This is a genomic window from Streptomyces sp. NBC_00523, assembly GCF_036346615.1.
Classification (GTDB): Bacteria; Actinomycetota; Actinomycetes; order Streptomycetales; family Streptomycetaceae; genus Streptomyces.
The window spans coordinates 3696607-3722574 of the sequence record NZ_CP107836.1; the positions used below are offsets into that span (position 1 = coordinate 3696607).

Sequence of the window (25968 nt, forward strand, 5' to 3'; positions counted from 1 at the left end):
GTCCCTCGTCATCGTCAACTGCTGTGGATCGTCGTCCGTTGCTGCGTCCCCGCATGGTAACGAGGTGCGTCGGGGCTAAGTGCCGGGGAGTGTGCTGCATGATCGGGAGAGTCTCGCAGGGCCCGGGAAATGGGTGACGCCCGGACCGGTCCGTGCACGTACCCTTTTCTGTTGTGCCGAATGCCAACGCAGACAACCCCAGCGCCCTGACCCAGGTGCAGCACCGCGCAGTCAGCGAACTGCTGCGGGTCGCCCCGGTCGCCGACGATCTCGCCCGCCGATTCCAGGATGCCGGATTCAGTCTCGCACTGGTCGGCGGCTCGGTCCGTGACGCACTTCTCGGCAGGCTCGGGAACGACCTGGACTTCACGACCGACGCCCGCCCCGAGGACGTGCTGAAGATCGTCAGGCCGTGGGCCGACTCCGTGTGGGAGGTCGGGATCGCCTTCGGCACGGTGGGGGCGCAGAAGCACGGCTACCAGATCGAGGTCACGACGTACCGGTCGGAGGCGTACGACAGGACTTCACGCAAGCCGGAGGTGTCCTACGGCGACTCCATCGAGGACGACCTCGTGCGGCGCGATTTCACGGTCAACGCCATGGCCGTCGCGCTGCCGGAGAAGGTCTTCATCGACCCCCACGATGGCCGGAAGGACCTGGCCGAGCGGGTCCTGCGTACGCCCGGGACGCCTGAGGCGTCGTTCTCCGACGATCCGCTGCGCATGCTGCGGGCCGCGCGGTTCGCCGCACAGCTCGACTTCGAGGTGGCCCCCGAGGTCGTCGACGCCATGACGGAGATGGCGGGCCGGATCGAGATCGTCTCCGCCGAGCGGGTGCGCGAGGAGCTGAACAAGCTCCTGCTCTCCTCTCATCCCCGGAAGGGCCTGTCGCTCCTCGTGGAGACGGGCCTGGCCCAGCAGGTCCTGCCCGAGCTGCCGGCGCTGCGGCTGGAGAGCGACGAGCACCACCGGCACAAGGACGTGTACGAGCACTCCCTGACCGTCCTGGAGCAGGCGATCGCCCTGGAGGAGGACGGGCCGGATCTCGTTCTGCGTATCGCCGCTCTCCTTCATGACATCGGCAAGCCTCGGACGCGGCGCTTCGAGAAGGACGGGCGGGTCTCCTTCCACCACCACGAGGTGGTGGGCGCCAAGATGACCAAGAAGCGCATGACGGCGCTCAAGTACTCCAACGAGATGGTCAAGGACGTCTCGAAGCTGGTGGAGCTGCACCTGCGCTTCCACGGCTACGGCGACGGCGAGTGGACAGACTCCGCGGTGCGCCGCTACGTACGGGATGCCGGTCCGCTCCTGGAGCGGCTGCACAAGCTGACCCGGTCCGACTGCACGACGCGTAACAAGCGCAAGGCCGCTGCCCTCTCGCGCACCTACGACGGGCTTGAGGAGCGCATCGCCCAGCTGAAGAGCCAGGAGGAGCTGGACGCGATCCGGCCGGACCTGGACGGCAACGAGATCATGCAGGTCCTGGGCGTGGGCCCGGGCCCGGTCATCGGCAAGGCGTACGCGTTCCTGCTGGAACTGCGCTTGGAGAACGGTCCGCTGGAGCACGACACGGCGGTCGCGGAACTGAAGAAGTGGTGGGAGGCGCAGAGCTGACGCTCTCGCTTCGTTCCATGCGTCGGCGCTCATGTTTCACGTGAAACATGAGCGCCGACGCATACGCCGAGGGCGTTGTTTCACGTGAAACAACGCCCTCGGTCGGTCTTCTGGGTACTGCGGAGGTTCAGCCGGTCGGCTTGAGCGGCGTCAGGCAGAGCACCACGCTGTTCCGGCTCTTACGGCGACCCGAGCTCTCGGTGTAGGCGGAGTACTTCTCTGGGTCGCAGAGGTCGGTGTCGGTGGTGTTGTCGTGCACCTCGGCGACCTTGTACTCGGCGGCGGACGAGCTGCAGTCGACGGAGTTCATGTCCGGGTTGTAGTTGGTGCCCTTGTTCTCGAAGCAGTCCCCGACCGCAGCGGCCTTGGCGTCGGACTCGAACATGTCACCCAGGCCGAACTTCAGCCCGGCGAGCACGACGAGGCCCACGACGATGATGATGATGTTGCGGGTGGCGAGGAACGCCTTCTTGCCGCCCGAGGGCTGCGAAGGCCCCTGCGGAGGGGTGCCCCACCCTTGGGGCTGCTGCGGCTGCTGAGGGGCTCCCCAGCCCTGCGGCTGCTGCGGGCCGCCCCACCCCTGCTGGGGCTGTTGCGGCGGGTAGCCGTATCCGCCCTGCTGCGGCGGGTAGGCCTGAGGCTGCTGGCCGTAGGGGACGTTGCCCTGCTGCGGCGGGTAAGTCATCTGGATTCCCCCGTGATTCGTGCGTCGTGTTTGACGCGGGCACGCTATAGGACATCACCGCCCCGACTCCAATACGCGAGGCACAGGGCAGAACTTGCGTAGAGCAGCGCCACACCGATCACCAGCACCACGGACCGTCCGTCAGGCGGAAGCATCAGCGCGGCGACCGCCGCCGCGGCCACGAAGGCCACGTTGAACAGCACGTCGTAGAACGAGAAGGCCCTGCCCCGGTAGGCGTCGTCCACGGCGGTCTGCACCACGGTGTCCGTGGCGATCTTCGCCCCCTGTGTGACGAGGCCGAGGACGAACGCGGCGACGAGCATCGGCGCCGGAGCGAACCACAGCCCCAGGGCCGGTTCGAGGATCGCGGCGGTGCCCGCGCACACCACCATCCAACGGAGCCGCCCGAGCCTCCCCGCGGCCCAGGGAGTCAGTACCGCCGCCGCGAAGAACCCGGCACCGGAGACGACCACCGCCAGGCCGAGGAGCGCCAGACCGTCGTCCTCGTTCTCCGTCCAGGCGTACCGGCAGAGCATCAGGACCATGACGGTCAGCGCCCCGTAGCAGAACCGGATCACCGTCATCGCGGCCAGCGCCCGGGACGCGCCCCGGTGCTCCAGCAAGTGCCGCAGTCCGTCGAGGAGTCCTCCGGCCGCCGCCCTCAGCGCTGCCCGTAGCGACATGCGGCCGGCCTCGCGGTCCGGCCCGAGGAGCTTCGCCGCCAGGCTCAGCGCCGCCAGCGCCGAGGCGAGGTAGAGCGCCGCCCCGAGCAGCACCACGGCGGAGTCCGAAGCCGCCAGCAGCCGTACTACGAAGGCGAGTCCGCCGCCCGCGGTGGCGGCAAGGGTGCCCGCGGTCGGCGACAGCGAGTTGGCGAGCACCAGATGCTTCCGCTCGACCACGCGCGGCAGAACGGCGGAGAGACCGGCGAGGACGAAGCGGTTGACCGCGGTGACGCACAGAGCGGAGGCGTAGAACAGCCATGCCGGAGCCCCGAGGATGATCAGGAGGGCGGTGCAGCAGGCGAGCCCGGAGCGCAGCAGGTTGCCGTAGACGAAGACCTGACGCCGGGGCCAGCGGTCCAGCAGCACACCCGCGAAGGGCCCGACGAGTGAATAGGGGAGCAGCAGCACGGCCATGGCCGAGGCGATCGCCCCGGCGGACGCCTGCTTCTCCGGCGAGAAGACCACGTACGTGGCCAGCGCCACCTGATAGACGCCGTCGGCCGACTGGGACAGGACCCGCACGGCCAGCAGGCGGCGGAAGTCCGGGAGGCGGAGAAGTATGCGCAGGTCGCGCGCGACGGGCATGGGAGCAAGGGTCACACACGACGAGGGCCCCCGGGCGGATTGCCCGGGGGCCCTCAACGGCGCGGCAGCAGAGAAGCGTTGCCGCTCCTCATCTGCGCGGCTGACTCACGGGAGTCAGTTGGAGACCTCACCGCGGATGAACTTCTCGACGTTCTCGCGGGCCTCGTCGTCGAAGTACTGGACCGGCGGGGACTTCATGAAGTACGAGGAGGCCGAGAGGATCGGGCCACCGATGCCGCGGTCCTTGGCGATCTTCGCCGCGCGGACGGCGTCGATGATGACACCGGCGGAGTTCGGGGAGTCCCAGACCTCAAGCTTGTACTCCAGGTTCAGCGGGACGTCACCGAAGGCGCGGCCCTCGAGGCGCACGTACGCCCACTTGCGGTCGTCCAGCCAGGCCACGTAGTCAGACGGGCCGATGTGGACGTTGTCCGCGCCGAGCTCGCGGTCACGGATCTGCGAGGTGACGGCCTGCGTCTTGGAGATCTTCTTGGACTCCAGGCGCTCACGCTCGAGCATGTTCTTGAAGTCCATGTTGCCGCCGACGTTCAGCTGCATCGTGCGGTCCAGGATGACACCCCGGTCCTCGAAGAGCTTCGCCATCACGCGGTGCGTGATGGTGGCGCCGACCTGCGACTTGATGTCGTCGCCGACGATCGGGACACCGGCCTCGGTGAACTTGTCCGCCCACTCCTTGGTGCCGGCGATGAAGACCGGAAGAGCGTTGACGAACGCGACCTTGGCGTCGATGGCGCACTGGGCGTAGAACTTCGCGGCCACCTCGGAACCCACCGGGAGGTAGCAGACCAGGACGTCGACCTTGCGGTCCTTGAGGATCTGGACGATGTCGACCGGGGCCTCGGCCGACTCCTCGATGGTCTGGCGGTAGTACTTGCCCAGGCCGTCGTGGGTGTGGCCGCGCTGGACGGTGACACCGGCGTTCGGCACGTCGCAGAGCTTGATGGTGTTGTTCTCGCTCGCACCGATGGCGTCCGAGAGGTCGAGGCCGACCTTCTTCGCGTCGACGTCGAAGGCGGCGACGAACTCGACGTCCCGCACGTGGTAGTCGCCGAACTGGACGTGCATCAGACCGGGCACCTTGCCGGCCGGATCGGCGTCCTTGTAGTACTCGACGCCCTGGACCAGCGAGGCGGCGCAGTTGCCCACGCCGACGATGGCTACGCGAACCGAACCCATTCCGGTTGCTCCCTGTGTGTAATGGATGTTTCTGATGAGCCCGCCGCGGATCTGCGGTGAACTCACTTGGCGGTGTCGCCGGACGGATCCGGCGGGTTGTCTCCCCGCCGGGGCAGGCCGTCAGGCTCTCCTGAGGTCTTCTGCTGAGCTGAGCCCTCGGGCGAGGATCGTCGCTGATCCCGTCCCGACCGCTCGCTCTCGATGAGCTCGTTCAGCCAGCGCACTTCGCGCTCCACGGACTCCATGCCGTGTCGCTGCAGCTCAAGCGTGTAGTCGTCGAGGCGCTCACGGGTGCGGGCCAGAGAGGCGCTCATCTTCTCCAAGCGCTCCTCCAGCCGGCTGCGACGGCCTTCCAGCACCCGCATGCGCACGTCGTGCTCCGTCTGCCCGAAGAAGGCGAAGCGAGCCGCGAAGTGCTCGTCCTCCCAGGAATCGGGGCCGGTGTGCGAGAGCAGCTCCTCGAAGTGCTCCTTACCTTCAGCCGTCAATCGGTAGACGATCTTGGCTCGGCGCCCCGCCAGGGACGAGGCGGGAGCGACGGGCCGGCCGGAGCCGGGTGCCGCCTCCGCCGGAGCGGTCCCCGGTTCCTCGATCAACCAGCCGCTGGCGACCAGCGTCTTGAGACAGGGGTAGAGCGTCCCGTAACTGAAGGCACGGAAGATGCCCAACGAGGTGTTGAGGCGTTTGCGCAGCTCATAGCCATGCATCGGGGATTCGCGGAGCAGTCCGAGGACGGCGAACTCGAGGATGCCGGAACGTCGGCTCAACCTCGCCCCTCCTTCTCCGAGTGCTCTCACGGTCCCTTGTGCCGAATCGATGTACCGAGCTGATGTATCGACTCGATACATCAGCACGATAGATCGGACCGGCGGCGCCGACAAGGGGAGCCTCAGTGAGCGGCGTCACATCGCCAATTCGTAGGAACCGACTTGCGTTATTTGGGGTGAAGTTCGGTCCCAGGAGGGTTTTGACCGTGCGTAGTCTGTGCGGCATGCAGACCACCGGGAACCGCGAGACGCGCGCATGCGTGAGTGTTCGCGGGCCATCCGGACGCATAGCGGGCGAGCCCGTCGCCGGGCCGGCCCGTCATTCGGGGGACCGGATCTCACCTGCCGCTTCCAGGCGTTCTCGCCTGCCCGAGGAGTAGTCGTTCGATGAGCGAGCACCGTCGCAAGACGTCGCAACCGCAAGGCGGCGGACGTGCCGCGGCCCGACGCGCCGCCCAGCAGTCCTCAGGACGCCGCGCAGCACCGTCACGCGGAGTAACTTCAGCCTCACCTTCCGACTCGCATGGCGAGGAGGCCCCGTACGCAGGTCGTGCGGCCACCAGACGGGCGGCCCAGCGAGGCGGCGGAGGCCGTGGAGGTTCCGACGGCGGCGGCGGTGGACGGCGTCGCGGTGGCGGGGACGGCGGGCACGAGGGTGGCGGGCGCGGAGGCAGGCGTCCGGGCAAGAAGCGCTTCATCGACTACCCGCGCGCCGGCCGTCAGGGTCTGCGGCGCTGGGTTCCGTCCTGGAAGCTGGTGTCCAGCCTGTGCATCGGCTTCCTCGGCCTGCTGATGGGTCTCGCCGGTCTCGCGTACGCGATGGTGGCCAAGCCGGAGGTCCAGGCCGCCGCGAAGGCGGAGAACAACGTCTACTACTGGGCGGACGGCAGCCAGATGGTGGCCACCGGCGGTGAGGTCAACCGCCAGGTCATCGACTACGCGCAGATCCCCGAGGCGATGCGAAACGCCGTCATCTCGGCCGAGAACAAGACCTTCGACACCGACCACGGCATCGACCCCATGGGTATCGCCCGGGCCGTCTTCAACATGGCCAAGGGCGGTCAGACCCAGGGCGGTTCGACCATCACCCAGCAGTACGTCAAGAACTCGCGGCTGTCGCAGGAGCAGACCCTCAGCCGCAAGTTCGAGGAACTCTTCATCACGCTCAAGGTCGGCAGCGAGATGAAGAAGAAGGACATCATGGCCGGGTACCTGAACGTCTCGTACTACGGGCGCGGCGCCTCCGGCATCCAGGCCGCGGCCCGTACGTACTACGGCGTGGACGCCAAGGACCTGAACGCGAGCCAGTGCGCCTTCCTGGCCAGCCTCCTCAAGGGCGCCAGTTACTACGACCCGGCCGGTGCGCCGGAGGTCGATCGGGTGCAGGCGACCGCGGCCAAGAACCGCGCGCGGGCGGAGAAGCGCTGGAAGTGGATCCTTGACGAGGAGGTGAAGGACGGCCGTATGTCGCAGAAGGAGCGGGACGGGTACACGGAGTTCCCGATGCCCAACAAGCCGAAGCGGGCCGCGCAGCTGGGCGGCCAGATCGGCTACCTCGTCAACACCGCCAATGCCGAGATCTACGAGCACACCAAGATCAACAAGGACATGCTCGACCAGGGCGGTTACGAGATCCACACGACCTTCGACCAGACGAAGGTCAATCAGCTGAGCAAGGCAGTCAAGCGCGTCTACGACGAGAACATCGACCCGAAGAAGCGCCCGGAAGACACCCACGTGCAGTTCGGCGGTTCGTCGGTCGACCCCAAGACCGGCGCGATCCAGGCGATCTACGGTGGCGTGGACGCGACCAGGCACTACCAGAGCAACGCCGACCCCACCGGCGCCGCCGTCGGCTCGACCTTCAAGCCCTTCGTGCTGGCAGCCGCCATGGAGTACGGCAAGCGGGACCCGTCCGGCGACGCGGAGCAGGACGAGTCGCAGCGTACGAAGGTCTCACCGCTCAGCATCTACAACGGTGCCAACAAGCTGAAGATCAAGAAGTACAACGGCGACGTCTGGACCGACAAGGCCGGCAAGGAGTGGCTGCAGACCAACGACGACCACGAGTCGTTCGGCAACATCACCTTGCGTGAGGCCATGCAGTGGTCCGCCAACTCCCCCTACGTGCAGCTGGGCATGGACGTCGGCACGGACAAGGTGAAGAAGGCGGCCATCGCGGCGGGCCTGAAGGACGACCGCTACATGGCGGATTCCAGCGTGCCGTCCTTCTCGATCGGTACGTCCTCGCCCAGCACGACGAGCATGGCCGGCGCCTACGCCACCTTCGCGGCTCGGGGCCAGCAGCGCGATCCTTACTCCGTCACCGAGGTGAAGAAGCGCGGCAAGCCGGAGTACCAGCACAAGGCGGTCACCAAGAGCGCCTTCGACAGCGTCATCGCCGACAACGTCACGGACGTGCTCAAGAACGTCGTGGCGAAGGGCACCGGTACGTCCGCCCAGCTCCCGGGCCGTGAGGTCGCGGGCAAGACGGGTACGACCGACGACAACCTGTCCGCGTGGTTCGTGGGCTACACGCCGCAGCTGTCGACGGCGATCAGCATGTACCGGCTGGACGACAACGAGAAGCACAAGAACCGTGCGTTCGAGAAGATGTACGGCACCGGTGGCAAGGACAAGATCCACGGTGCGTCGTTCCCCGCGCAGGTCTGGCACGACTACATGGTCGAGGCGATGAAGAAGGAGAAGGCGGAGCCCTTCCCCAAGGCGGAGCCGATCGGGGACAAGGTCTACGGCGGCGGCGCGTCCAAGAAGCCCTCGCCGACGCCCACGCCCACGCCGACCGAGACCGAGACGACGAAGCCGACCCCGACGCCCACGCCCACGCCCGACGTTCCGACCCCCGACCCGAGCGACACCTGCGGTACGTGGGGCTGGAACTGCCAGGACAACGGCGGCGCCAACGCGGGCACCGTTCAGGGCAACGACGGCGGTACGGACACGGGCACGAGCCAGGGCAACGACGGCGGCACGGATACCGGCACCTCCACCGGCACGACGGGTGGGGACGACGGCTCGGACGGGGGCACCGGAACCAACAACGGCGCCACCGGGGGCAACACCAACGGCACCGGGAACAACAGCACCGGGACCACCAGCTGGTGGGGTGGTACGACCGGGTAGAGCCCGGTACAGCAGGCGATGAGGGCCGCGGCACCCCGGTGCGGCGGCCCTCGTCCTTTCCACAGCGCCGTACGGCAGGATGTGCGGCATGCCAAGCGCAGAGGACACGAGCGTGCACCAGGAACGGCCCGTCGTACGGCCCACGCACCGGGACGAGGTCGCGGCGGCCGGGAGCGAGCTGATCGGCGGGAGGTCGGGCCGCTGGTCGCGGCTCGGCAGCGCCGCACTCACCCCGGTGGGGGCGATCGCCCTGGTGGCCATCGGGATGTTCGCGCTCGGCATGGTGCAGAAGCTGCCCTGCTACAACTGGGCCTGGTTCAGGGGAGCCGGCTCCCAGTACACGCACGCGTGCTACTCGGACATCCCGCACCTGTACTCGGGGCGCGGCTTCGCCGACGGACTGGTGCCGTACTTCGACCGGCTGCCCGGGGACATGCAGTTCCTGGAGTACCCCGTTCTCACCGGGGTGTTCATGCAGGTCGCGGCGTGGCTGACCCCGGGCGGGGGTTCCATCCAGGGGCAGGAGCAGACGTACTGGCTGGTCAACGCGGGGATGCTGATGATCTGCACCGCCGTGATCGCCGTCTGCGTCGCGCGCACACACCGGCTGCGCCCCTGGGACGGCCTGCTGATGGCGCTCGCGCCCGCCTTCGCGCTCACCGCCACGATCAACTGGGACCTGCTGGCCGTGGCTCTCACGGCCGGGGCGATGCTCATGTGGTCCCGGAGCCGCCCGCTGGCGTTCGGCATCCTGATCGGCCTGGCGACGGCCGCGAAGCTCTACCCCGTCCTGCTGCTGGGGCCCGCGTTCGTCCTGTGCTGGCGGGCGGGCAAGTGGCGGGAGTTCGGGGCGGCGGCGCTGGGAGCGGCGGGCTCCTGGCTGGTGGTCAATCTGCCGGTCATGGTCTTCGCGCCCGAGGGGTGGAAGAAGTTCTACACCTTCAGCGAGGAACGCGGCATCGACTTCGGGTCGTTCTGGCTGGTCATCACGCAGCGCACCGGTGAGTCCATCGACGTCGGCACGGTCAACACCGTCTCGACGGTGGCCACCATCGCGCTGTGTGCCGCGATCGGTGTCCTGACCCTGACGGCACCGCGCCGGCCGCGCTTCGCGCAGCTCGCGTTCCTCGTCGTCGCGGTGTTCATCCTCGTCAACAAGGTCTACTCACCGCAGTACGTGCTGTGGCTGATCCCCCTCGCCGCGCTGGCCAGGCCCCGCTGGCGGGACTTCCTGATCTGGCAGACGTGCGAGGTCCTGTACTTCCTCGGGATCTGGTTGTACCTCGCCTACACGACGAGCGGCGACAAGCACCAGGGGCTGCCGACGGAGGGCTACCAGCTGGCGATCGTGCTGCATCTGCTGGGCACGCTGTACCTGTGCGCCGTCGTCGTACGGGACGTCGTGATGCCGGAACGCGACGGGGTGCGGCGCGACGGCTCGGACGACCCGTCGGGCGGGGTGCTCGACGGGGCCGAGGACGTGTTCGTACTGTCCCACCTGGTCGATACCGGTGCGGCACGCCGGGAGGCGCTGCCCGCGGCGCCCGGGCCGCGGGTGGAGTGGGGTACGGCCGGCACGCCCGCCGCCGACTGAGCGGGGCGGGCGGCGCGCGGACTCAGCGTTCGACGATGCGGTCGTACTGCGTGGTCGTGTGGCGCAGGTGGGCCACCAGCTCGTCGCCCACCCGGGGCTCCTCGGCGTCCGAGGGCACGAACAGGATCGACACCTGCATGTGCGGCGGTTCGGCGAACCAGCGCTGCTTGCCCGCCCAGACGAACGGGGACAGGTTGCGGTTCACAGTGGCCAGGCCGGCCCGGGCGACACCCTTGGCGCGCGGCATCACGCCGTGCAGCGCCTTCGGGGCCTCCAGGCCCACACCGTGCGAGGTGCCGCCGGCGACGACGACCAGCCAGCCGTCGGACGCGGCCTTCTGCTGCCGGTAGCCGAACCGGTCGCCCTTGACGACGCGGGTGACGTCGAGCACGGCGCCCCGGTACTCCGTCGCCTCGTGGTCCCCGAGCCAGAGCCGGGTGCCGATGCGGGCGCGGAACCGGGTCTGCGGGAACTGCTGCTGCAGCCGGGCGAGCTCGTCGGCGCGCAGGTGGCTGACGAACATCGTGTGCAGCGGAAGCCGGGCCGCCCGCAGGCGGTCCATCCACGCGATGACCTCCTCGACCGCGTCCGACCCGTCCGTGCGGTCCAGCGGCAGGTGGAGGGCGAAGCCTTCCAGGCGTACGTCCTCGATGGCCGCGTGCAGCTGCCCGAGCTCCTCCTCCTTGACGCCGTGGCGCTTCATGGAGCTCATGCACTCGATGACGACCCGGGCGCCCACCAGGGCGTGCACCCCGTCCACGGAGGACACGGACCGTACGACGCGGTCGGGCAGCGGCACCGGTTCCTCACCGCGCCGGAACGGCGTGAGGACCAGCAGGTCACCGCTGAACCAGTCCTTGATGCGGGCCGCCTCGTAGGTGGTGCCGACCGCGAGGATGTCGGACCCGAAGCGGATCGCCTCGTCGGCCAGCCGCTCGTGACCGAAGCCGTACCCGTTGCCCTTGCAGACCGGAACGATGCCGGGGAACTGGTCGATAACGGATTTCTGGTGCGCCCGCCAGCGCGCGGTGTCGACGTACAGGGAGAGCGCCATGGCCGGTCCGGGACCCTTCTGGTGGCTGCGGTGGATCAGGGAGGAGAAGCGTGTTCAGGCCCCATTGAAACCAATGAAGACGGTTTCGTCAGCTGTGGGGCTCGGATCAGCGGCGTGACATGTAGATGTCGAGCGCCTTGTGGAGCAGCTTGTTGAGCGGGAAGTCCCACTCGCCGAGGTACTCCGCGGCCTGGCCGCCGGTGCCGACCTTGAACTGGATCAGACCGAAGAGGTGGTCGGTCTCGTCCAGCGAGTCGGAGATGCCGCGCAGGTCGTAGACCGTGGCGCCCATGGCGTACGCGTCGCGCAGCATCCGCCACTGCATCGCGTTCGAGGGACGGACCTCGCGCTTGTGGTTGGCCGAGGCGCCGTACGAGTACCAGACGTGTCCGCCGACGATCAGCATGGTCGCCGCCGCGACGTTCTCGCCCTCGTGACGGGCGAAGTAGAGCCGCATCCGGTTGGGGTCCTCGCTGTTGAGGGCCGTCCACATGCGCTGGAAGTAGCCGAGCGGGCGCGGGCGGAAGCGGTCGCGCTCCGCCGTGATCTCGTACAGCCGCTGCCACTCGGAGAGCTCCGCGTAGCTGCCCTGGACGACCTCGACGCCGGCCTTCTCGGCCTTCTTGATGTTGCGCCGCCAGAGCTGGTTGAAGCCCTTGTGGACGTCCTCCAGCGAACGGTTCGCCAGCGGCACCTGGAAGACGTAGCGGGGCTGTACGTCACCGAAGCCGGCGCCGCCGTCCTCGCCCTGCTGCCAGCCCATCTTCCGCAGCCGGTCGGCGACCTCGAAGGCGCGCGGCTCGATGTGCGTGGCCTCGACGTCCCGCAGACGCTTCACGTCCGGGTCCTGGATGCCGCCCTTGATGGCCGCGGCGTCCCAGCGGCGGATGACCACCGGCGGGCCCATCTTCACCGAGAAGGCGCCCTGCTGCTTGAGGTGCGCCAGCATCGGCTCCAGCCAGTCGCTCAGATTCGGGGCGTACCAGTTGATGACCGGGCCCTCTGGCAGGTACGCCAGGTAGCGCTTGATCTTGGGGAGCTGCCGGTAGAGCACCAGGCCGGCGCCGACGAGCTGACCGGTCTTGTCGAACCAGCCCAGGCTCTCGGAGCGCCACTCGGCCTTCACATCCGCCCATGCCGGGACCTGCATGTGGCTGGCCGCGGGCAGACTCTGGATGTAGGCCAGATGCTGCTCTCGGCTGATGGTCCTCAGGGTCAGGCTCATGCGGGGCGCTCCTCGGCAGGTGTGTCCCCATCGGTCAGGGGCTCCGGCTCTCGCGCCGAAGCCTACTGTGGCCGTGGAGCGAGCTGTCTGGCCCCGTGTGCCTGTACGCGTGCGGGGGCGGCCCCGTCCGGTGACGGAGCCGCCCGGGCCGGACCCGGGAGGTCAGCCGATCACGCCGCCGAAGAGTCCGCCGTGGGCCATCCCGAGGAAGAACCCGAGGGCGGATGCGCCCATGCCGACGATCAGCGGGAACCTCTCGCGCGTGGTGACGGAGATGTACTGGCCGTACGCCCCCGTGAGGATCCCGATGAGGCCCGCCCACGAGCTGAGCAGGTGCAGGTTGTGGAACATCGCCGAGACGAAGGCGAGGGCGCCGAGGACGAGCGTGATCACCACGAGCGCGCCCTGCAGCGGATGGGGCCTGCCGTCCGTGGCGAAGAGCGAGACGGAGGGGCGGGTCCGCGTTACGTGTGCCATGGAGTACCTCCTGGCCGACATGCGGCGCGGTTGTGGCGCCGCTCACACCCGATGTGTACAGATTGCGTCCCCTGACCACCGGATTTCAACCGGAAGCCGGTCTGCGGGTACTCTGGACGGTCTGCACCGGTGTCTGCCCAGGCCCGCATGGACCGCCCCTCCTCATCGAGGGCGTTGTCAGTGGGGGCTGTTTTACTCGGGCACCGTTGCTCAACGCATCACGACCCTCCTGCCACGGAACGACCGTGGCCGCTGAGTCCAAAGGAGGTGGGTTCCACATGCGTCACTACGAGGTGATGGTCATCCTCGACCCCGATCTCGAGGAGCGCGCAGTCTCCCCGCTGATCGAGAACTTCCTCTCCGTCGTCCGTGAGGGCGAAGGAAAGGTTGAGAAGGTCGACACCTGGGGCCGTCGTCGTCTCGCTTACGAGATCAAGAAGAAGCCCGAGGGCATCTACTCGGTCATCGACCTGCAGGCCGAGCCTGCGGTCGTCAAGGAGCTCGACCGCCAGATGAACCTGAACGAGTCGGTCCTCCGGACCAAGGTCCTCCGTCCCGAGATCCACTGAGCTTCTAGCTCAGTGGTCATCGGGTTCGAGTAGCAGCAAGCAGCCAGAAGCAATCCCCGCCGAGAGGTTCATCCATGGCAGGCGAGACCGTCATCACGGTCGTCGGCAATCTCGTCGACGACCCCGAGCTGCGCTTCACCCCGTCCGGTGCGGCGGTCGCGAAGTTCCGTGTCGCGTCCACTCCCCGCATCTTCGACCGGCAGACCAATGAGTGGAAGGACGGCGAAGGCCTGTTCCTCACCTGCTCGGTCTGGCGGCAGGCGGCGGAGAACGTCGCCGAGTCGCTCACGCGAGGCATGCGCGTTGTCGTGCAGGGCCGGCTGAAGCAGCGGTCCTACGAGGACCGCGAGGGCGTCAAGCGCACGGTCTACGAGCTGGATGTCGAGGAAGTCGGCCCCAGCCTCAAGAACGCCACGGCCAAGGTCACCAAGACCACCGGTCGCGGTGGTCAGGGCGGCCAGGGTGGATACGGCGGCGGCCAGCAGGGCGGCGGTAACTGGGGCGGCGGTCCCAGTGGTGGCCAGCAGGGCGGTGGCGGTGCTCCCGCCGACGACCCGTGGGCCACGAGCGCGCCTGCCGGCGGCCAGGGCGGGGGCCAGCAGGGCGGCGGCGGAGGCGGCTGGGGCGGAAGCTCCGGCGGTTCCGGCGGCGGCTACTCGGACGAGCCCCCCTTCTAGGGAAGCTCGTACCCCCACTTCTTGATCACACAGGAGAAACACCATGGCGAAGCCGCCTGTGCGCAAGCCTAAGAAGAAGGTCTGCGCGTTCTGCAAGGACAAGACCCAGTACGTGGACTACAAGGACACGAACATGCTGCGGAAGTTCATTTCCGACCGCGGCAAGATCCGTGCCCGCCGCGTCACCGGCAACTGCACGCAGCACCAGCGTGACGTCGCCACGGCAGTCAAGAACAGCCGTGAGATGGCGCTGCTGCCCTACACGTCCACCGCGCGATAAGGGAAGGGTGACCGAAACATGAAGATCATCCTCACCCAGGAAGTCACCGGCCTCGGTGCCGCTGGCGACGTCGTCGACGTCAAGGACGGGTACGCCCGCAACTACCTGGTTCCGCGTGGCTTCGCCATCCGCTGGACCAAGGGCGGCGAGAAGGACGTGGCGCAGATCCGCCGCGCCCGCAAGATCCACGAGATCGCGACGATCGAGCAGGCCAACGAGGTCAAGGCCAAGCTCGAGGCCGTCAAGGTCCGTCTGGCCGTTCGCTCCGGCGACGCCGGCCGGCTCTTCGGCTCCGTCACCCCGGCCGACATCGCCTCGGCGATCAAGGCCGCCGGTGGTCCGGACGTCGACAAGCGTCGCGTCGAGCTCGGTTCGCCGATCAAGACGCTGGGCGGGCACCAGGTGTCCGTCCGTCTGCACCCCGAGGTCGCTGCGAAGCTCGGCGTCGAGGTTGTTGCTGCCTGATCGGGCCGCACCTCAGCAGAACAGTGAAGGGCCGCACCCTCCGGGGTGCGGCCCTTCGCCGTTTCACGTGAAACATGCCGAATCGGTCAGCGGGTCGCCCCGGTGACCAGCCACTTCCCGGAGCGGGTACGGAGCCAGAGCGTCGCCATCCGCACGATCATCATCAGCGCCATCGCGCACCACAAGGCGCCGAGCCCGCCGCCCAGAGTGGGGACCAGGAGGGCCGCGGGGGCGAAGACGGCCAGCGTGACGAGCATGGCCCAGGCCAGGTACGGCCCGTCGCCGGCGCCCATCAGCACGCCGTCCAGGATGAAGACGACGCCGGCGATCGGCTGGGTGGCCGCCACCACCAGCAGGGCGGGCAGCAGGGCATCCTGGACCGCCGTGTCGCTGGTGAACAGGGGGACGAACAGTGGCCGGGCCAGGACGATCAGTACGCCCAGGACCACACCGGACGCGATGCCCCACTCCACCATCCGCCGGCACGCCTCGCGTGCGCCCTGTGCATCGTTCGCGCCCAGATAGCGCCCGATGATGGCCTGCCCGGCGATGGCGATGGCGTCGAGAGCGAAGGCCATCAGGCTCCACAGGGAGAGGATGATCTGGTGGGCGGCTATATCGGTGTCGCCGAGCCGGGCGGCGACAGCCGTGGCGATGAGCAGGACGGCCCGCAGCGACAGCGTCCGGACCAGGAGGGGCGCACCCGCCTGGGCGCAGGCCCTGATGCCCGCGGCGTCGGGGCGCAGGGACGCGCCGTGGCGCCGCGCTCCCCGCACGACGACGACCAGATACGCGGCCGCCATCGCGAGCTGGGCGATGACGGTGCCCCAGGCCGAGCCGGCGATGCCCAGGCCGGCGCCGTAGACGAGGCCGGCGTTGAGGGCCGCGTTGGCGGCGAAGCCTCCGACGGCGACGTAGAGCGGGGTGCGGGTGTCCTGGAGGCCCCGGAGTACCCCGGTCGCGGCCATGACCACCAGCATCGCGGGGATGCCGAGGCTGGAGATCCGGAGATAGGTGATGGCGTGGGGCGACGCCGTGGAGGAGGCGCCGAACACCTCGGTGAGCCAGGGGGCGAGGGGAAGCGTCAGGGCGATGACGGCGACACCGAGCAGGAGCGCCAGCCAGATGCCGTCCATGCCCTGGCGGATCGCGGAGGCGAGATCTCCGGCGCCCACCCGGCGGGCGACCGCTGCCGTGGTGGCGTACGCGAGAAAGACGAAGATGCTCACCGCGGTCGTCAGGAGGGCGGCGGCGACCGCCAGTCCGGCCAGCTGGGGGGTGCCGAGATGGCCGACGATGGCACTGTCGACCATCACGAAAAGCGGCTCGGCCACGAGCGCGCCGAAGGCCGGGACGGCGAGCGCGATGATCTCGCGGTCGTGCCGTCGGCGGCGGGAAGACGGGGTTCCCGGTGGCTGGATCATGGCAGCCAATCTAATCTTCCACAGGTAAGAGATGCAATCGGCTGTGGGTCCTTACATTTGCTTGTCTGTGGGCAACTCTTGCACCGGACATGCGATGATCTCGCCCCGACCGCCCAACTTTTTCTCCCCCACAGCCGGTGGACGGGAAAAGCCCAGGTCACAGTGGTATTTGCAGGTGGTCTATGAGTTTGTCCACAGTGCTGTCCCCCGGTCCGTGCACAGGTTCCGAGGGGTTCTCCACAGCATCTGCTCGCTCATCCACAGGGCCTGTGGATAACCAGATTGGCTGACGGTGCGGAGCCGCCTACCGTAGTCCGGCGCCCCCACCCTGTTTCGGCTCTGCGGCACCGCAGAACTCGACACACCGGAACCGGAGTCGGGGGTCTTGTTTGTCGGTGCCGTGCCGTAAGAAAGAGGAGCACGGCTAGGTCCGCGGAGCGGACGGGAGGAGGTGGCCGGATGAGCATTCCCGAACCCTTGGACGACCCATGGGCGGACACCGGCCCCAGTGACCGGCTGCCCGTATCCCGCCAGCGCCGGGGTGAGGACCGGGACCGGGGCGACCGCCACGACCGCGGCCGTGAGTCCACCGACTGGGAGGGCGGTTCCGCCGGCTTCGAGCGGGTGCCGCCCCAGGACCTGGACGCGGAGCAGTCCGTGCTCGGCGGCATGCTGCTGTCCAAGGACGCCATCGCCGACGTCGTGGAGATCATCAAGGGCCACGACTTCTACCGCCCCGCGCACGAGACCGTCTACCAGGCGATCCTCGACCTCTACGCCAAGGGCGAGCCCGCCGACCCGATCACCGTGGCCGCCGAGCTGGTCAAGCGCGGCGAGATCACCAAGGTGGGCGGGGCGCCTTATCTGCACACCCTGGTCCAGTCGGTGCCGACGGCGGCCAACGCCTCGTACTACGCGGAGATCGTCCACGAACGCGCTGTCCTGCGGCGGCTCGTGGAAGCCGGTACGAAGATCACGCAGATGGGATACGCGGCCGACGGCGATGTCGATGACATCGTGAACTCGGCCCAGGCGGAGATCTACGCCGTCACCGAGCAGCGGACCAGCGAGGACTACCTGCCGCTCGGCGACATCATGGAAGGCGCCCTGGACGAGATCGAGGCGATCGGCTCCCGCAGCGGCGAAATGACGGGCGTGCCCACCGGGTTCACCGACCTCGACGCCCTGACCAACGGTCTGCACCCGGGCCAGATGGTCGTCATCGCGGCCCGTCCCGCCATGGGTAAGTCGACCCTCGCCCTGGACTTCGCCCGTGCCTGCTCGATCAAGAGCAACATGCCCAGCGTGATCTTCTCCCTGGAAATGGGGCGCAACGAGATCGCGATGCGTCTGCTGTCCGCCGAAGCACGCGTGGCCCTGCACCACATGCGTTCCGGCACGATGACCGACGAGGACTGGACGCGCCTGGCCCGGCGGATGCCGGACGTCTCCGCGGCCCCGCTCTACATCGACGACTCCCCCAACCTCTCCATGATGGAGATCCGGGCGAAGTGCCGTCGCCTCAAGCAGCGCAACGACCTCAAGCTGGTGGTCATCGACTATCTCCAGCTGATGCAGTCCGGCGGTTCGAAGCGTGCCGAGAGCCGTCAGCAGGAGGTTTCCGACATGTCGCGAAACCTCAAGCTCCTGGCCAAGGAGCTTCAGCTGCCGGTCATCGCGCTCTCCCAGCTGAACCGTGGCCCCGAGCAGCGCACGGACAAGAAGCCGATGGTCTCCGACCTCCGTGAGTCCGGCTCCATCGAGCAGGACGCCGACATGGTGATCCTGCTGCACCGCGAGGACGCGTACGAGAAGGAGTCGCCGCGCGCCGGCGAAGCGGACCTGATCGTGGCCAAGCACCGAAACGGGCCTACGGCGACGATCACCGTCGCCTTCCAGGGCCACTACTCCCGCTTCGTGGACATGGCGCAGACCTGACCGGCACCGGGCCGGGAAATGGAGTCGCCTTCCGCCGGTGCGGGCGGTAGTTGTTGATGATGACTTCTCCAGCTGAACAGTTGCTTCCCGGTACCCGGCGCGCTTTGCTGCACCGCGTCGCCACGGCTCAGGCCGAAGGACGCACCCCTTCTCTCGTCGCCGCCGTGCAACGAAAGGGACAGGTGGTCTGGGAAGGGGCGCGCAGCTGCGTCGACGGTCACGCCCCGGACTCCGAAACGCAGTTCAGGATCGGGTCCCTCACCAAGACCTTCACTGCCGTCCTGGTGATGCGACTGCGTGACGAGGGGCTGCTCGGCCTGGCGGATCCGCTGGAGAAGCACCTGCCCGGCACCGGTGCGGGGGACGTGACCATTCATCAGCTGCTCGGCCACAGTGCGGGGCTCGGAGCCGAGACGACCGCGCCCTGGTGGGAGCGGACCCCTGGCAGCCTGCGGCCCACGCTCGCGGACGTGCTCGATGAGCAGGTCGCGATGCACCCGCCGGGCAACCGGCACCACTATTCCAACCCGGGCTACACGCTGCTCGGTTCGCTGGTCGAGGCCGTGCGCGGGGCGTCCTGGGAGGAGGTACTGCGCCGCGAGGTGCTGGAACCCCTCGGTATGCACCGGACCAGTTCCTTTCCCCAGGCCCCGCACGCCAGAGGCTGGGCGGTGCACCCCTGGGCGGACGCCCTGCTTCCCGAACCGGCCGAGGACCTGGGCCTGATGGCGCCCGCCGGACAGCTCTGGTCCACGACCGCGGACCTGCTCCGCTTCGCGGCCTTCCTCGCCGGAGGTGACGACCGGGTGCTCGCCGCGGCCTCCGTGGAGGAGATGAAGCAGCCGTCGGCCGCTCCCGCACCCGGTGAGTGGGTCGATCACTACGGCCTGGGGCTGCAGCTGGTCCGGCGCAAGGACCGGACCTTCATCGGGCACACGGGCTCGCTTCCCGGATTCCTGGCCGCCCTCTGGGTCAGCACCGAGGACGACGTGACGGCCGTGGTGCTCGTCAACGCGACGTCCGGGGTCGCGATCGGCGAGGTGGCCGCCGACCTCGTTGACATCGTCGCCGAGGCCGAGCCCCGAATCCCTGAGCCGTGGCGCCCGCTGCCCGAGGTGGACGCGGAACTCCTTGCCCTGACCGGGCCGTGGTACTGGGCCACACGCCCCAACATCCTGACGCTGACCGCCGATCGCGGGCTGGAGCTGCGGCAGGTGAACGGGCAGGGCCGGGGTGCCCGCTTCACCGCGCGCCCCGACGGCACCTGGGTCGGCCTGGACGGTTACTACGCGGGGGAGACGCTGCGGATCGTGCGGAACGCGGACGGCAGCGTGAGCCACCTCGATCTGGGGTCCTTCGTCTTCACACGTGAGCCGTACGGCCCCGTCGCGGCGGTGCCCGGTGGTGTGGACGAGGAGGGGTGGCGCGGTCTGGGGGACTGAACCCGGCCGGACACGCCCAGGTACAGGTGCTGCCCGTTTCACGTGAAACGGGCAGCACAGCCGCTCAGGCGGTCAACTCCCGTTCCAGCGGGGTCCGGAAGCGCGGGGTGATCCGGGCTTCCCCCACCCAGCCCGCCAGCCGGGCCGCCTCGGTCTCGATCGCTGCCGTGGCCTCCCGGCCGGGATCGGTCAGCAGCCGCCACGTGAGCTCACCGTCGCCTCGCTGGGCCCAGCCGCCCACGATCCGGCCGTCCCACCACACCGTGGGGCCGATGTTGCCCGAGCGGTCGAAGAGGGCTGCCCGGTGTTCGGCCGGCAGATGGAAGCCGCGGTCCGCCCAGCCCATGCCGCTCGGGTCGAGCCCGGGCAGCAGGGTCGCCCAGGGGGCCTGGGCGGGCTCGGGCTCCGTGTCCCCGGGGGCGACCCAGGCCGGGGCCCCGTTGTCGAGCCGTACCTCCACGGCTCCGACCGCCGTGAGAGCGGTACGGACCTCGCGGGTGCCCCAGCCGGTCCACCACTTCAGGTCGGCCTCGGTGCCCGGACCGTACGCCCGGAGCCAGCGCAGGGCCAGTTCCGCCTGGGCCGGAGCGGTTTCCTCCACCGGCCGGGGGCGGGCCAGGGCCCAGCGGAACTGGCTGGAGGTCCAGGAGCCCCGCGGTCGGTCTCTGCGGATCCTGCCCTCGGCGGCCAGTACCCGGATCACCCGGGTCGCGACGCCCTGGACCGTTTCCTGCTTCTTCCCGGGGAAGACGGTGATCTTTGTGCGAAGGGCGGCCACACCGGCGGCGAGTTCGCTGCCCGAGACCGGACCGCTGTCTTCCAGGAAGGCGAGGGCGCTCTTCTCGGTCCGGTCGAGCCAGCGTTCGTCCAGGCCGTTTCCGTCCTCGTGGAGGTGCTTGAGCAGGTTGCGGCGCTCCTTGGCGGCCACAGCGCGCGCGTTCGCCGCCTCGACGTGCGGGGCCATCTCGTTCGACACGACGAAGAGGGTGTTGCGCATGGACAGCATCCGCACCAGCGAGACGTCCTCGTAGAGGCACCGCTCCACCGCGGCGGTGTCCGGCTCGGCGAGCCTGGCGCAGGCCGAGAGGAAGACGGTGGCCGCGTCGGTCGCGTGGAGCGCGACGAGGGCGTCGGCCACCGCGACGGGCGACGACGCCCGTTCCCCTGGGGCCAGCAGATGACGGCGGACGATCCGGATGCGGCGCTGTTCGTCACTGATGCGTTGCACGGCGGCTCCTCGGGAACGCGGCAGGCGGGTCAGAGGGCGAGCTTGAAGCCCACGTGGCTGGCGACGAACCCGAGCCGTTCGTAGAAGCGATGCGCGTTGGTGCGGGACGTGTCGGAGGTGAGCTGGACCAGCTGGCAGCCCTGTCGGCGTGATTCGTCCACCGCCCACTGGATCAGCCGGGTGCCGAGACCGCTTCCCCGTTCGTCCGCGTGGATGCGGACCCCCTCGATCACGGACCGGGTCGAACCGCGCCGGGACAGCCCCGGGATCAGGGTCAGCTGCAGAGTCCCGACGACGCGCTCCTCGCGCACGGCGACCATCATGTGCTGATTCGGGTCGTCGGCCAGCCGCCGGAGCGCCGCTCGGTAGGGCGCGAGGTCGTCCGGCGACTCGCGCTGCGCGCCCAGCGGGTCGTCGGCGAGCAGGGCCACGATCTCGGCCAGGTCGTCAGCGGTCGCGCGGCGTATTTCCAGATCGCTCATGATCCGCAGCCTACGCAGTCGGCAGGGCCTAAGCGGGGACGGCCTTCAGTCCCTCGACGGCCCGGACGAGCGGGGCCAGTTCCGGATTCTCGGCGGCCTCGTCGAGCGCGACGCGCAGAGCGCGGTCATTGGTGGGGCGGGCCTCGGACAGCAGCGTGAGCCCGTCGGGGGTGACGTCGGTGTAGATGCCCCTGCGGTCGGTGTCGCAGAGGTACCGGGTCAGCAGTCCGCGGTCTTCCAGGCGGGTGACCAGGCGCGTGGTGGCGCTCTGGCTCAGCCCGACGGCGTCCGCCACCTGCTTCATCTGCAGGTGTCCGCCCGGGCCGCTGTGCTGGCGGCTGAGCACGTCCAGCAGGGAGTACTCGCGCACGCTCAGGTCGTGGCCGCTCTGCAGGGCCCGCTCGATGCGGTTCTCGATCTTCCCGTGGAGCAGGGACAGCGCGATCCAGCCCTGGGAGAGGGCGGTGAGGGCCGGGTCCGTGGCTGTCATGGTCTCTCCTCCGTGCCGGAGCTGCTTACGTCCAGAGTAGCCGACGCCCGCAATAGCCAGCGCTTGCAATTAAAGAGCGTCTGCAATTATTGTCTACGCATGTAAGGCGCAGTAGCAATCGTCTGGGAAGGGAACCCATGCCGCTCGCACTCCTCGCCCTGGCCATCGGGGCATTCGGTATCGGGACCACTGAGTTCGTGGTCATGGGGCTGCTCCCCGAGGTGGCCGCCGACTTCCAGGTGTCCATCCCGGCCGCAGGCTTCCTGGCCACGGGCTACGCGCTCGGCGTCGTCCTCGGGGCGCCGCTGATGACCGCGCTCGGCACGAAGATCAGCCGCAAGCGGATGCTGATGATCCTCATGGGCCTGTTCATCGTCGGCAATGTGATCACCGCGGCCGCCCCCGTCTTCGAAGTGATGGTCGTCGGCCGTGTGATCGCCTCGCTCGCCCACGGTGCCTTCTTCGGCATCGGAGCGGTCGTGGCGGCCGATCTCGTCGCCCCGCAGAAGAAGGCGGGCGCCATCGCCCTGATGTTCACCGGCCTCACCGTCGCCAACGTCGTCGGGGTGCCGGTGGGCACCTACGTCGGACAGCACGCCGGGTGGCGGGTCACGTTCTTCCTGGTCGCCGCGCTGGGTGTCCTCGGCCTGTTCGGCGTCGCCCGGCTCGTCCCCGAACAGCCCCGCGCCAAGGGCGTCAGGCTGCGGCAGGAGGTCGCCGCCTTCCGCAATGTGCAGGTCCTGCTCGCCATGGCGATGACGGTCCTCGGATTCGGCGGCGTCTTCGCGGCGATCACCTACATCACGCCGATGATGACGGAGACCGCCGGGTACTCGGCCTCCGCCGTCACCTGGCTGCTGGTCCTCTTCGGCCTCGGCATGGTCGGCGGCAACCTGATCGGCGGCAGGTACGCCGACCGCCGCCCCACGCTCATGCTCTCCGTGTCGCTGAGCGGCCTCGCCCTGGTCCTGGCTCTGTTCACCCTGACCGCCCACAACAAGGTCGCGGCCGCGGTCACCCTCGTCCTGATCGGTGCCTTCGGCTTCGCGACCGTGCCTCCGCTCCAGAAGCGGGTGCTCGACCAGGCGGTGGACGCCCCGACGCTGGCCTCCGCGATGAACATCGGTGCCTTCAACCTCGGCAACGCGCTCGCGGCCTGGCTCGGCGGGATCGTCATCGGTGCCGGTCTCGGCTACACCGCCCCCAACTGGGTCGGAGCGGCACTCGCGGCATCGGCGCTGGTCGTCGCCCTCGCCTCCAGCGCGCTGGAGCGCCGTACGACCGCACCGAGCCGTCTCGTCGCCACCCATACCCCGGAGCCGGCGATGGTTCCCGAGCCCCGCAGCTGATTCCTGGGGGTCAGCCCGTGGCCAGGCTGAAGGGCGCGAAGTACCGGGGCCAGTCCGCGTACTGCCGTCCGCCGAGCGCCATCACCGTGGTCTCCGAGCTCGACCGCAGTCCACAGCGCCCGAGCCAGTCCAGCAAGTCCTCGTGGCGGGCGTCGACGTCCACGCGCAGCGGCTGGTCCGTCGCCTCGGCCAGCGAGGCCACGAGCAGCTGCGCGGTGGAGGTGTCCTTCGCGATCAGCGGGCCCACCGCATGGTTCGCCGCGCTCGGCGAGAGCGCGGCGAACCCGGTCAGCTCCCCGTCCTCCTCGGCGACCCGCAGGTGATTGGCGAACGCCGGGAGCCGGGTCAGCAGATGCGTACGGTCGAGCCCGAAGACAACCGAGTCCAGCTGCACCACCGCCCGCAGGTCGTGGGCGGAAGCGGACCGGATGACGGTCCGCGAGCCGCCGAGGGACTTCGGGTCGGCTGCCGCAGCCGGTGCGAAGGCGCCGGTCAGGCGGACGGTGCGTCCGACCGGTGTGAATCCGAGCTCTTCGTAGAGGGGGCGGCCCGCCGCTGTCGCATGGAGGCTGAGCGGGGTGTCTCCTGCGGCCTCGATCACCCGCTGCATCAGATACCGGCCGACTCCCCGCCGGGCATGGCGCCCGGCGACCAGCAGCATGCCGACAGCGGCCATCTCGGGGCCGTAAGGGACCACTACGCAGCTCGCCATAAGGCCCTTGCTGTCCGGGTCATCGATGCCGTAGCCCGTACCGGCGGCGAGCAGCAGCGCCCAGCGCTCCTCATCGCGCGGCCAGCCCCGGTCCTCGCTGAGATCGGCGCAGACGACCAGGTCGTCCCGAGTGAGGCGCCGGACGGGGAGATCGGACAGCGGGCGGGGCAATGAGCTGGGCATACGGGTCAGGCTCTCCGACCTGTGATCGCCCGTCCACCGCTTTACCGGAACTGGCCGGGTCCCGCAGCGAAATTTGGGCCCGACCCTCGGTCGCACACGGTTTCACGTGAAACACGAGCCGGCGCGTCAGCCCAGGTCGGCGGCGTGCAAGGCCCGGACTCCCTCGATATTGCCGTCCAAGTAGTGGCGCAACGACAGCGGTACGAGGTGCACTGCGGCGATGCCGACCCGGCTGAAGGGCACGCGTACGACGTCGTACTCCCCGCAGGGGGCGTCGATCTCGGGGCCGTGGCGCAGGGACAGGTCCATGGAGTCGAGGCGGCAGACGAAGAAGTGCTGGACCTTGACGCCCTTCACCCCGCCCTGCTCGATGTGCTCCACGGTGTCCACGAAGCAGGGCACCACGTCGGTGATCTTGGCGCCCAGTTCCTCGTCCACTTCGCGGTGCAGGGCGTCGACAACGGTGGCGTCCTCGGGCTCGACGCCGCCACCCGGCGTGAGCCAGTACGGGTCAACGCCGGGCTTGGTGCGCTTGATGAGGATGAGGTCGTCACCGTCGAGCAGGATGGCGCGTGCGGTGCGCTTGACCACAGGACGTTCGGTCATGGCAGAAGCGTGGCCCACGGGACCCGTTCTGAAACACCGGGGCGCTGTCGGGTGCTCCTGCGGTCACCAGTCGCCCGCCGCCCGCAGCAGCCATTCGTGTGCCCGGGCAAGATGCGGAAGCGCGAGCGTGCCGGTCCGCGCGGCCAGGAAGTACGTGCGCAGGGGCGGGACCGGAGGGTCGAGAAGCGCCACCACCTCGCCGCGTTCCAGCGCGTCCTCGCACAGATAGCGCGGCAGCACGGCGAGCCCGGCGCCGGCGGCCGCGCACTCCAGGACCGCCCGCAGGTCAGGGGCGATGACGGCGCCGGCGGCCGCGGGCGCACTGTCGAAGACGGCGGCCCAGTAGCGGGAGACGAGCGGCAGGCTCTCGTGCACCTCCACCACGGGCAGCTGCTCCAGGACCACGGGACCGTTGCGTCGCAGCGTGCCCGGTCCCAGCCGGCCGGCCCAGCGCGGGGCGGCGACCAGGACGTGCTCCTCGTCGCAGAGCGGGGTGGCGGTGAGCAGTTCCCCGCGCGGCCGGACCGTCACGACGGCCAGGTCGTGGTGACCGGCGGCCAGGCCCTCCAGGGTCTCGTCCGTGTCGGCGGAGAACGAACCGCGCAGTGCGAGGCCCTGAGCGATCAGCGGTGTGAGCGCGGGCAGGACGCGCAGGGAGAGGAATTCCGGTGGACCCGCCAGATGCAGGGTCCGTACGCCCGACTTCTCATCGAGGTCGGTCTCGGCGATCTCGACCAGCGCGTCCAGGTGCGGGGCGGCCCGGTGCGCGAGTTCGTCGCCGATCGTCGTCGGGGTGACTCCTCGGGCCCCGCGCAGGAACAGCGGACGGCCCAGCTGCCGTTCCAGGGTGCGTATCTGGGAGGTCACGGCGGGCTGCGAGAGGCCCAGCAGCGCGGCGGCGCGGGTGAACGAGCCGGCTCGATGGACGGTGACGAAGGTGCGCAACAGGGCCAGATCCACGTCTCGTCCCTCCCGCCCTCACGCAGTGACGCATCCGATAGGACCCCGGACAACCATAAATATGTCGATAGGTCGCTGCCGCTACTGTGATTGG

At 69.1% G+C, this 25968-nt stretch carries 24 protein-coding genes; 10 read left to right on the plus strand and 14 right to left on the minus strand.

Features of this window, described 5'->3' with window-relative positions; genetic code table 11:
- Positions 1 to 173 precede the first annotated feature (173 nt).
- Entirely contained in the window at positions 174 to 1616 is a 1443-nt protein-coding gene (locus OHS17_RS16720; protein WP_073863850.1) for a CCA tRNA nucleotidyltransferase, read from the plus strand.
- Positions 1617 to 1743: 127 nt separating this feature from the next.
- Here OHS17_RS16720 and OHS17_RS16725 read toward each other — a convergent pair whose 3' ends face one another.
- From OHS17_RS16725 to OHS17_RS16740, 4 genes are all read right to left on the minus strand, one after another.
- A complete protein-coding gene (locus OHS17_RS16725) occupies positions 1744 to 2301 on the minus strand; it encodes an LppU/SCO3897 family protein (RefSeq protein WP_330312819.1) in 558 nt (185 codons plus the stop codon).
- 44 nt (positions 2302 to 2345) lie between these two features.
- Positions 2346 to 3611: an MFS transporter gene (locus OHS17_RS16730; RefSeq protein WP_330312820.1), complete on the minus strand. Its 1266-nt coding sequence runs from the start codon at positions 3609 to 3611 to the stop codon at positions 2346 to 2348.
- A gap of 114 nt (positions 3612 to 3725) precedes the next feature.
- Positions 3726 to 4808 carry an inositol-3-phosphate synthase gene (locus OHS17_RS16735; RefSeq protein WP_018522072.1) on the minus strand — a complete coding sequence of 361 codons (1083 nt, stop codon included), beginning with the start codon at positions 4806 to 4808 and terminating at the stop codon, positions 3726 to 3728.
- Between the two features lie 62 nt (positions 4809 to 4870).
- A complete protein-coding gene (locus OHS17_RS16740; RefSeq protein WP_018101878.1) occupies positions 4871 to 5575 on the minus strand; it encodes a PadR family transcriptional regulator in 705 nt (234 codons plus the stop codon).
- Between the two features lie 387 nt (positions 5576 to 5962).
- On the opposite strand from OHS17_RS16740, the gene OHS17_RS16745 reads away from it, so the two are divergent.
- On the plus strand, positions 5963 to 8719 hold the full coding sequence (locus tag OHS17_RS16745) for a transglycosylase domain-containing protein (protein WP_330312821.1): 2757 nt from the start codon (positions 5963 to 5965) through the stop codon (positions 8717 to 8719).
- A gap of 88 nt (positions 8720 to 8807) precedes the next feature.
- On the plus strand, positions 8808 to 10313 hold the full coding sequence (locus tag OHS17_RS16750) for a glycosyltransferase family 87 protein (protein ID WP_330312822.1): 1506 nt from the start codon (positions 8808 to 8810) through the stop codon (positions 10311 to 10313).
- A 22-nt stretch (positions 10314 to 10335) separates the two neighbouring features.
- Here the strand turns inward: OHS17_RS16750 and OHS17_RS16755 are convergent, their stop codons facing one another.
- From OHS17_RS16755 to OHS17_RS16765, 3 genes are all read right to left on the minus strand, one after another.
- Positions 10336 to 11367 (minus strand): alanine racemase, encoded by a 1032-nt coding sequence (locus OHS17_RS16755; protein ID WP_018101875.1) that lies wholly within the window; start codon positions 11365 to 11367, stop codon positions 10336 to 10338.
- A gap of 106 nt (positions 11368 to 11473) precedes the next feature.
- Positions 11474 to 12592 carry a lipid II:glycine glycyltransferase FemX gene (locus tag OHS17_RS16760; RefSeq protein ID WP_018101874.1) on the minus strand — a complete coding sequence of 373 codons (1119 nt, stop codon included), beginning with the start codon at positions 12590 to 12592 and terminating at the stop codon, positions 11474 to 11476.
- 162 nt (positions 12593 to 12754) lie between these two features.
- Complete coding sequence (locus OHS17_RS16765; RefSeq protein ID WP_161207613.1) at positions 12755 to 13069, minus strand: hypothetical protein; 315 nt, start codon at positions 13067 to 13069, stop codon at positions 12755 to 12757.
- A 278-nt stretch (positions 13070 to 13347) separates the two neighbouring features.
- Between OHS17_RS16765 and rpsF the strand changes: the two genes are divergently transcribed.
- The 4 genes from rpsF to rplI all read left to right on the plus strand — a co-directional run bounded on the left by rpsF (position 13348) and on the right by rplI (position 15060).
- Positions 13348 to 13638 carry a 30S ribosomal protein S6 gene (rpsF, locus tag OHS17_RS16770; protein ID WP_018101872.1) on the plus strand — a complete coding sequence of 97 codons (291 nt, stop codon included), beginning with the start codon at positions 13348 to 13350 and terminating at the stop codon, positions 13636 to 13638.
- A gap of 74 nt (positions 13639 to 13712) precedes the next feature.
- Entirely contained in the window at positions 13713 to 14315 is a 603-nt protein-coding gene (locus OHS17_RS16775; RefSeq protein WP_161207614.1) for a single-stranded DNA-binding protein, read from the plus strand.
- Between the two features lie 43 nt (positions 14316 to 14358).
- Positions 14359 to 14595: a 30S ribosomal protein S18 gene (gene rpsR / locus OHS17_RS16780; protein WP_003967857.1), complete on the plus strand. Its 237-nt coding sequence runs from the start codon at positions 14359 to 14361 to the stop codon at positions 14593 to 14595.
- An 18-nt stretch (positions 14596 to 14613) separates the two neighbouring features.
- Positions 14614 to 15060, plus strand: coding sequence for a 50S ribosomal protein L9 (gene rplI / locus OHS17_RS16785; RefSeq protein ID WP_018101870.1), 447 nt, complete (start codon positions 14614 to 14616; stop codon positions 15058 to 15060).
- Positions 15061 to 15146: 86 nt separating this feature from the next.
- Here the strand turns inward: rplI and OHS17_RS16790 are convergent, their stop codons facing one another.
- Positions 15147 to 16484 (minus strand): MATE family efflux transporter, encoded by a 1338-nt coding sequence (locus tag OHS17_RS16790; protein ID WP_330312823.1) that lies wholly within the window; start codon positions 16482 to 16484, stop codon positions 15147 to 15149.
- Positions 16485 to 16943: 459 nt separating this feature from the next.
- Here OHS17_RS16790 and dnaB point away from each other — a divergent pair, with 459 nt between their 5' ends.
- Complete coding sequence (gene dnaB, locus OHS17_RS16795; protein ID WP_018101868.1) at positions 16944 to 18422, plus strand: replicative DNA helicase; 1479 nt, start codon at positions 16944 to 16946, stop codon at positions 18420 to 18422.
- A 59-nt stretch (positions 18423 to 18481) separates the two neighbouring features.
- Positions 18482 to 19864, plus strand: a complete 1383-nt coding sequence (locus tag OHS17_RS16800) for a serine hydrolase domain-containing protein (protein ID WP_330312824.1) — start codon at positions 18482 to 18484, stop codon at positions 19862 to 19864.
- A gap of 64 nt (positions 19865 to 19928) precedes the next feature.
- On the opposite strand, the gene OHS17_RS16805 is transcribed toward OHS17_RS16800, so the two are convergent.
- The 3 genes from OHS17_RS16805 to OHS17_RS16815 are packed head-to-tail and all read right to left on the minus strand — an operon-like array spanning position 19929 to position 22064.
- On the minus strand, positions 19929 to 21092 hold the full coding sequence (locus tag OHS17_RS16805; RefSeq protein WP_330312825.1) for a winged helix DNA-binding domain-containing protein: 1164 nt from the start codon (positions 21090 to 21092) through the stop codon (positions 19929 to 19931).
- A 29-nt stretch (positions 21093 to 21121) separates the two neighbouring features.
- Positions 21122 to 21574, minus strand: a complete 453-nt coding sequence (locus tag OHS17_RS16810) for a GNAT family N-acetyltransferase (RefSeq protein ID WP_330312826.1) — start codon at positions 21572 to 21574, stop codon at positions 21122 to 21124.
- A 28-nt stretch (positions 21575 to 21602) separates the two neighbouring features.
- A complete protein-coding gene (locus OHS17_RS16815; protein ID WP_330312827.1) occupies positions 21603 to 22064 on the minus strand; it encodes a MarR family winged helix-turn-helix transcriptional regulator in 462 nt (153 codons plus the stop codon).
- Between the two features lie 137 nt (positions 22065 to 22201).
- Here OHS17_RS16815 and OHS17_RS16820 point away from each other — a divergent pair, with 137 nt between their 5' ends.
- Positions 22202 to 23413: an MFS transporter gene (locus tag OHS17_RS16820; RefSeq protein WP_330312828.1), complete on the plus strand. Its 1212-nt coding sequence runs from the start codon at positions 22202 to 22204 to the stop codon at positions 23411 to 23413.
- A 10-nt stretch (positions 23414 to 23423) separates the two neighbouring features.
- On the opposite strand, the gene OHS17_RS16825 is transcribed toward OHS17_RS16820, so the two are convergent.
- From OHS17_RS16825 to OHS17_RS16835, 3 genes are all read right to left on the minus strand, one after another.
- On the minus strand, positions 23424 to 24308 hold the full coding sequence (locus OHS17_RS16825) for a GNAT family N-acetyltransferase (protein ID WP_330312829.1): 885 nt from the start codon (positions 24306 to 24308) through the stop codon (positions 23424 to 23426).
- A gap of 126 nt (positions 24309 to 24434) precedes the next feature.
- On the minus strand, positions 24435 to 24914 hold the full coding sequence (locus OHS17_RS16830) for an NUDIX hydrolase (RefSeq protein ID WP_330312830.1): 480 nt from the start codon (positions 24912 to 24914) through the stop codon (positions 24435 to 24437).
- A gap of 63 nt (positions 24915 to 24977) precedes the next feature.
- Positions 24978 to 25874 (minus strand): LysR family transcriptional regulator, encoded by an 897-nt coding sequence (locus tag OHS17_RS16835; RefSeq protein WP_330312831.1) that lies wholly within the window; start codon positions 25872 to 25874, stop codon positions 24978 to 24980.
- Between the last annotated feature and the right edge of the window lie 94 nt (positions 25875 to 25968).

Excerpts from the sequence above, each read along its gene's own strand:
- OHS17_RS16725 (WP_330312819.1), bottom strand. The coding sequence starts at position 2,301 with ATGACTTACCCGCCGCAGCAGGGCAACGTCCCCTACGGCCAGCAGCCT.
- OHS17_RS16730 (WP_330312820.1), bottom strand. The coding sequence starts at position 3,611 with ATGCCCGTCGCGCGCGACCTGCGCATACTTCTCCGCCTCCCGGACTTC.
- OHS17_RS16735 (WP_018522072.1), bottom strand. The coding sequence starts at position 4,808 with ATGGGTTCGGTTCGCGTAGCCATCGTCGGCGTGGGCAACTGCGCCGCC.
- OHS17_RS16745 (WP_330312821.1), top strand. The coding sequence starts at position 5,963 with ATGAGCGAGCACCGTCGCAAGACGTCGCAACCGCAAGGCGGCGGACGT.
- OHS17_RS16750 (WP_330312822.1), top strand. The coding sequence starts at position 8,808 with ATGCCAAGCGCAGAGGACACGAGCGTGCACCAGGAACGGCCCGTCGTA.
- OHS17_RS16755 (WP_018101875.1), bottom strand. The coding sequence starts at position 11,367 with ATGGCGCTCTCCCTGTACGTCGACACCGCGCGCTGGCGGGCGCACCAG.
- OHS17_RS16760 (WP_018101874.1), bottom strand. The coding sequence starts at position 12,592 with ATGAGCCTGACCCTGAGGACCATCAGCCGAGAGCAGCATCTGGCCTAC.
- OHS17_RS16765 (WP_161207613.1), bottom strand. The coding sequence starts at position 13,069 with ATGGCACACGTAACGCGGACCCGCCCCTCCGTCTCGCTCTTCGCCACG.
- rpsF (WP_018101872.1), top strand. The coding sequence starts at position 13,348 with ATGCGTCACTACGAGGTGATGGTCATCCTCGACCCCGATCTCGAGGAG.
- OHS17_RS16775 (WP_161207614.1), top strand. The coding sequence starts at position 13,713 with ATGGCAGGCGAGACCGTCATCACGGTCGTCGGCAATCTCGTCGACGAC.
- rpsR (WP_003967857.1), top strand. The coding sequence starts at position 14,359 with ATGGCGAAGCCGCCTGTGCGCAAGCCTAAGAAGAAGGTCTGCGCGTTC.
- rplI (WP_018101870.1), top strand. The coding sequence starts at position 14,614 with ATGAAGATCATCCTCACCCAGGAAGTCACCGGCCTCGGTGCCGCTGGC.
- OHS17_RS16790 (WP_330312823.1), bottom strand. The coding sequence starts at position 16,484 with ATGATCCAGCCACCGGGAACCCCGTCTTCCCGCCGCCGACGGCACGAC.
- dnaB (WP_018101868.1), top strand. The coding sequence starts at position 16,944 with ATGAGCATTCCCGAACCCTTGGACGACCCATGGGCGGACACCGGCCCC.
- OHS17_RS16800 (WP_330312824.1), top strand. The coding sequence starts at position 18,482 with ATGACTTCTCCAGCTGAACAGTTGCTTCCCGGTACCCGGCGCGCTTTG.
- OHS17_RS16810 (WP_330312826.1), bottom strand. The coding sequence starts at position 21,574 with ATGAGCGATCTGGAAATACGCCGCGCGACCGCTGACGACCTGGCCGAG.
- OHS17_RS16815 (WP_330312827.1), bottom strand. The coding sequence starts at position 22,064 with ATGACAGCCACGGACCCGGCCCTCACCGCCCTCTCCCAGGGCTGGATC.
- OHS17_RS16820 (WP_330312828.1), top strand. The coding sequence starts at position 22,202 with ATGCCGCTCGCACTCCTCGCCCTGGCCATCGGGGCATTCGGTATCGGG.
- OHS17_RS16825 (WP_330312829.1), bottom strand. The coding sequence starts at position 24,308 with ATGCCCAGCTCATTGCCCCGCCCGCTGTCCGATCTCCCCGTCCGGCGC.
- OHS17_RS16830 (WP_330312830.1), bottom strand. The coding sequence starts at position 24,914 with ATGACCGAACGTCCTGTGGTCAAGCGCACCGCACGCGCCATCCTGCTC.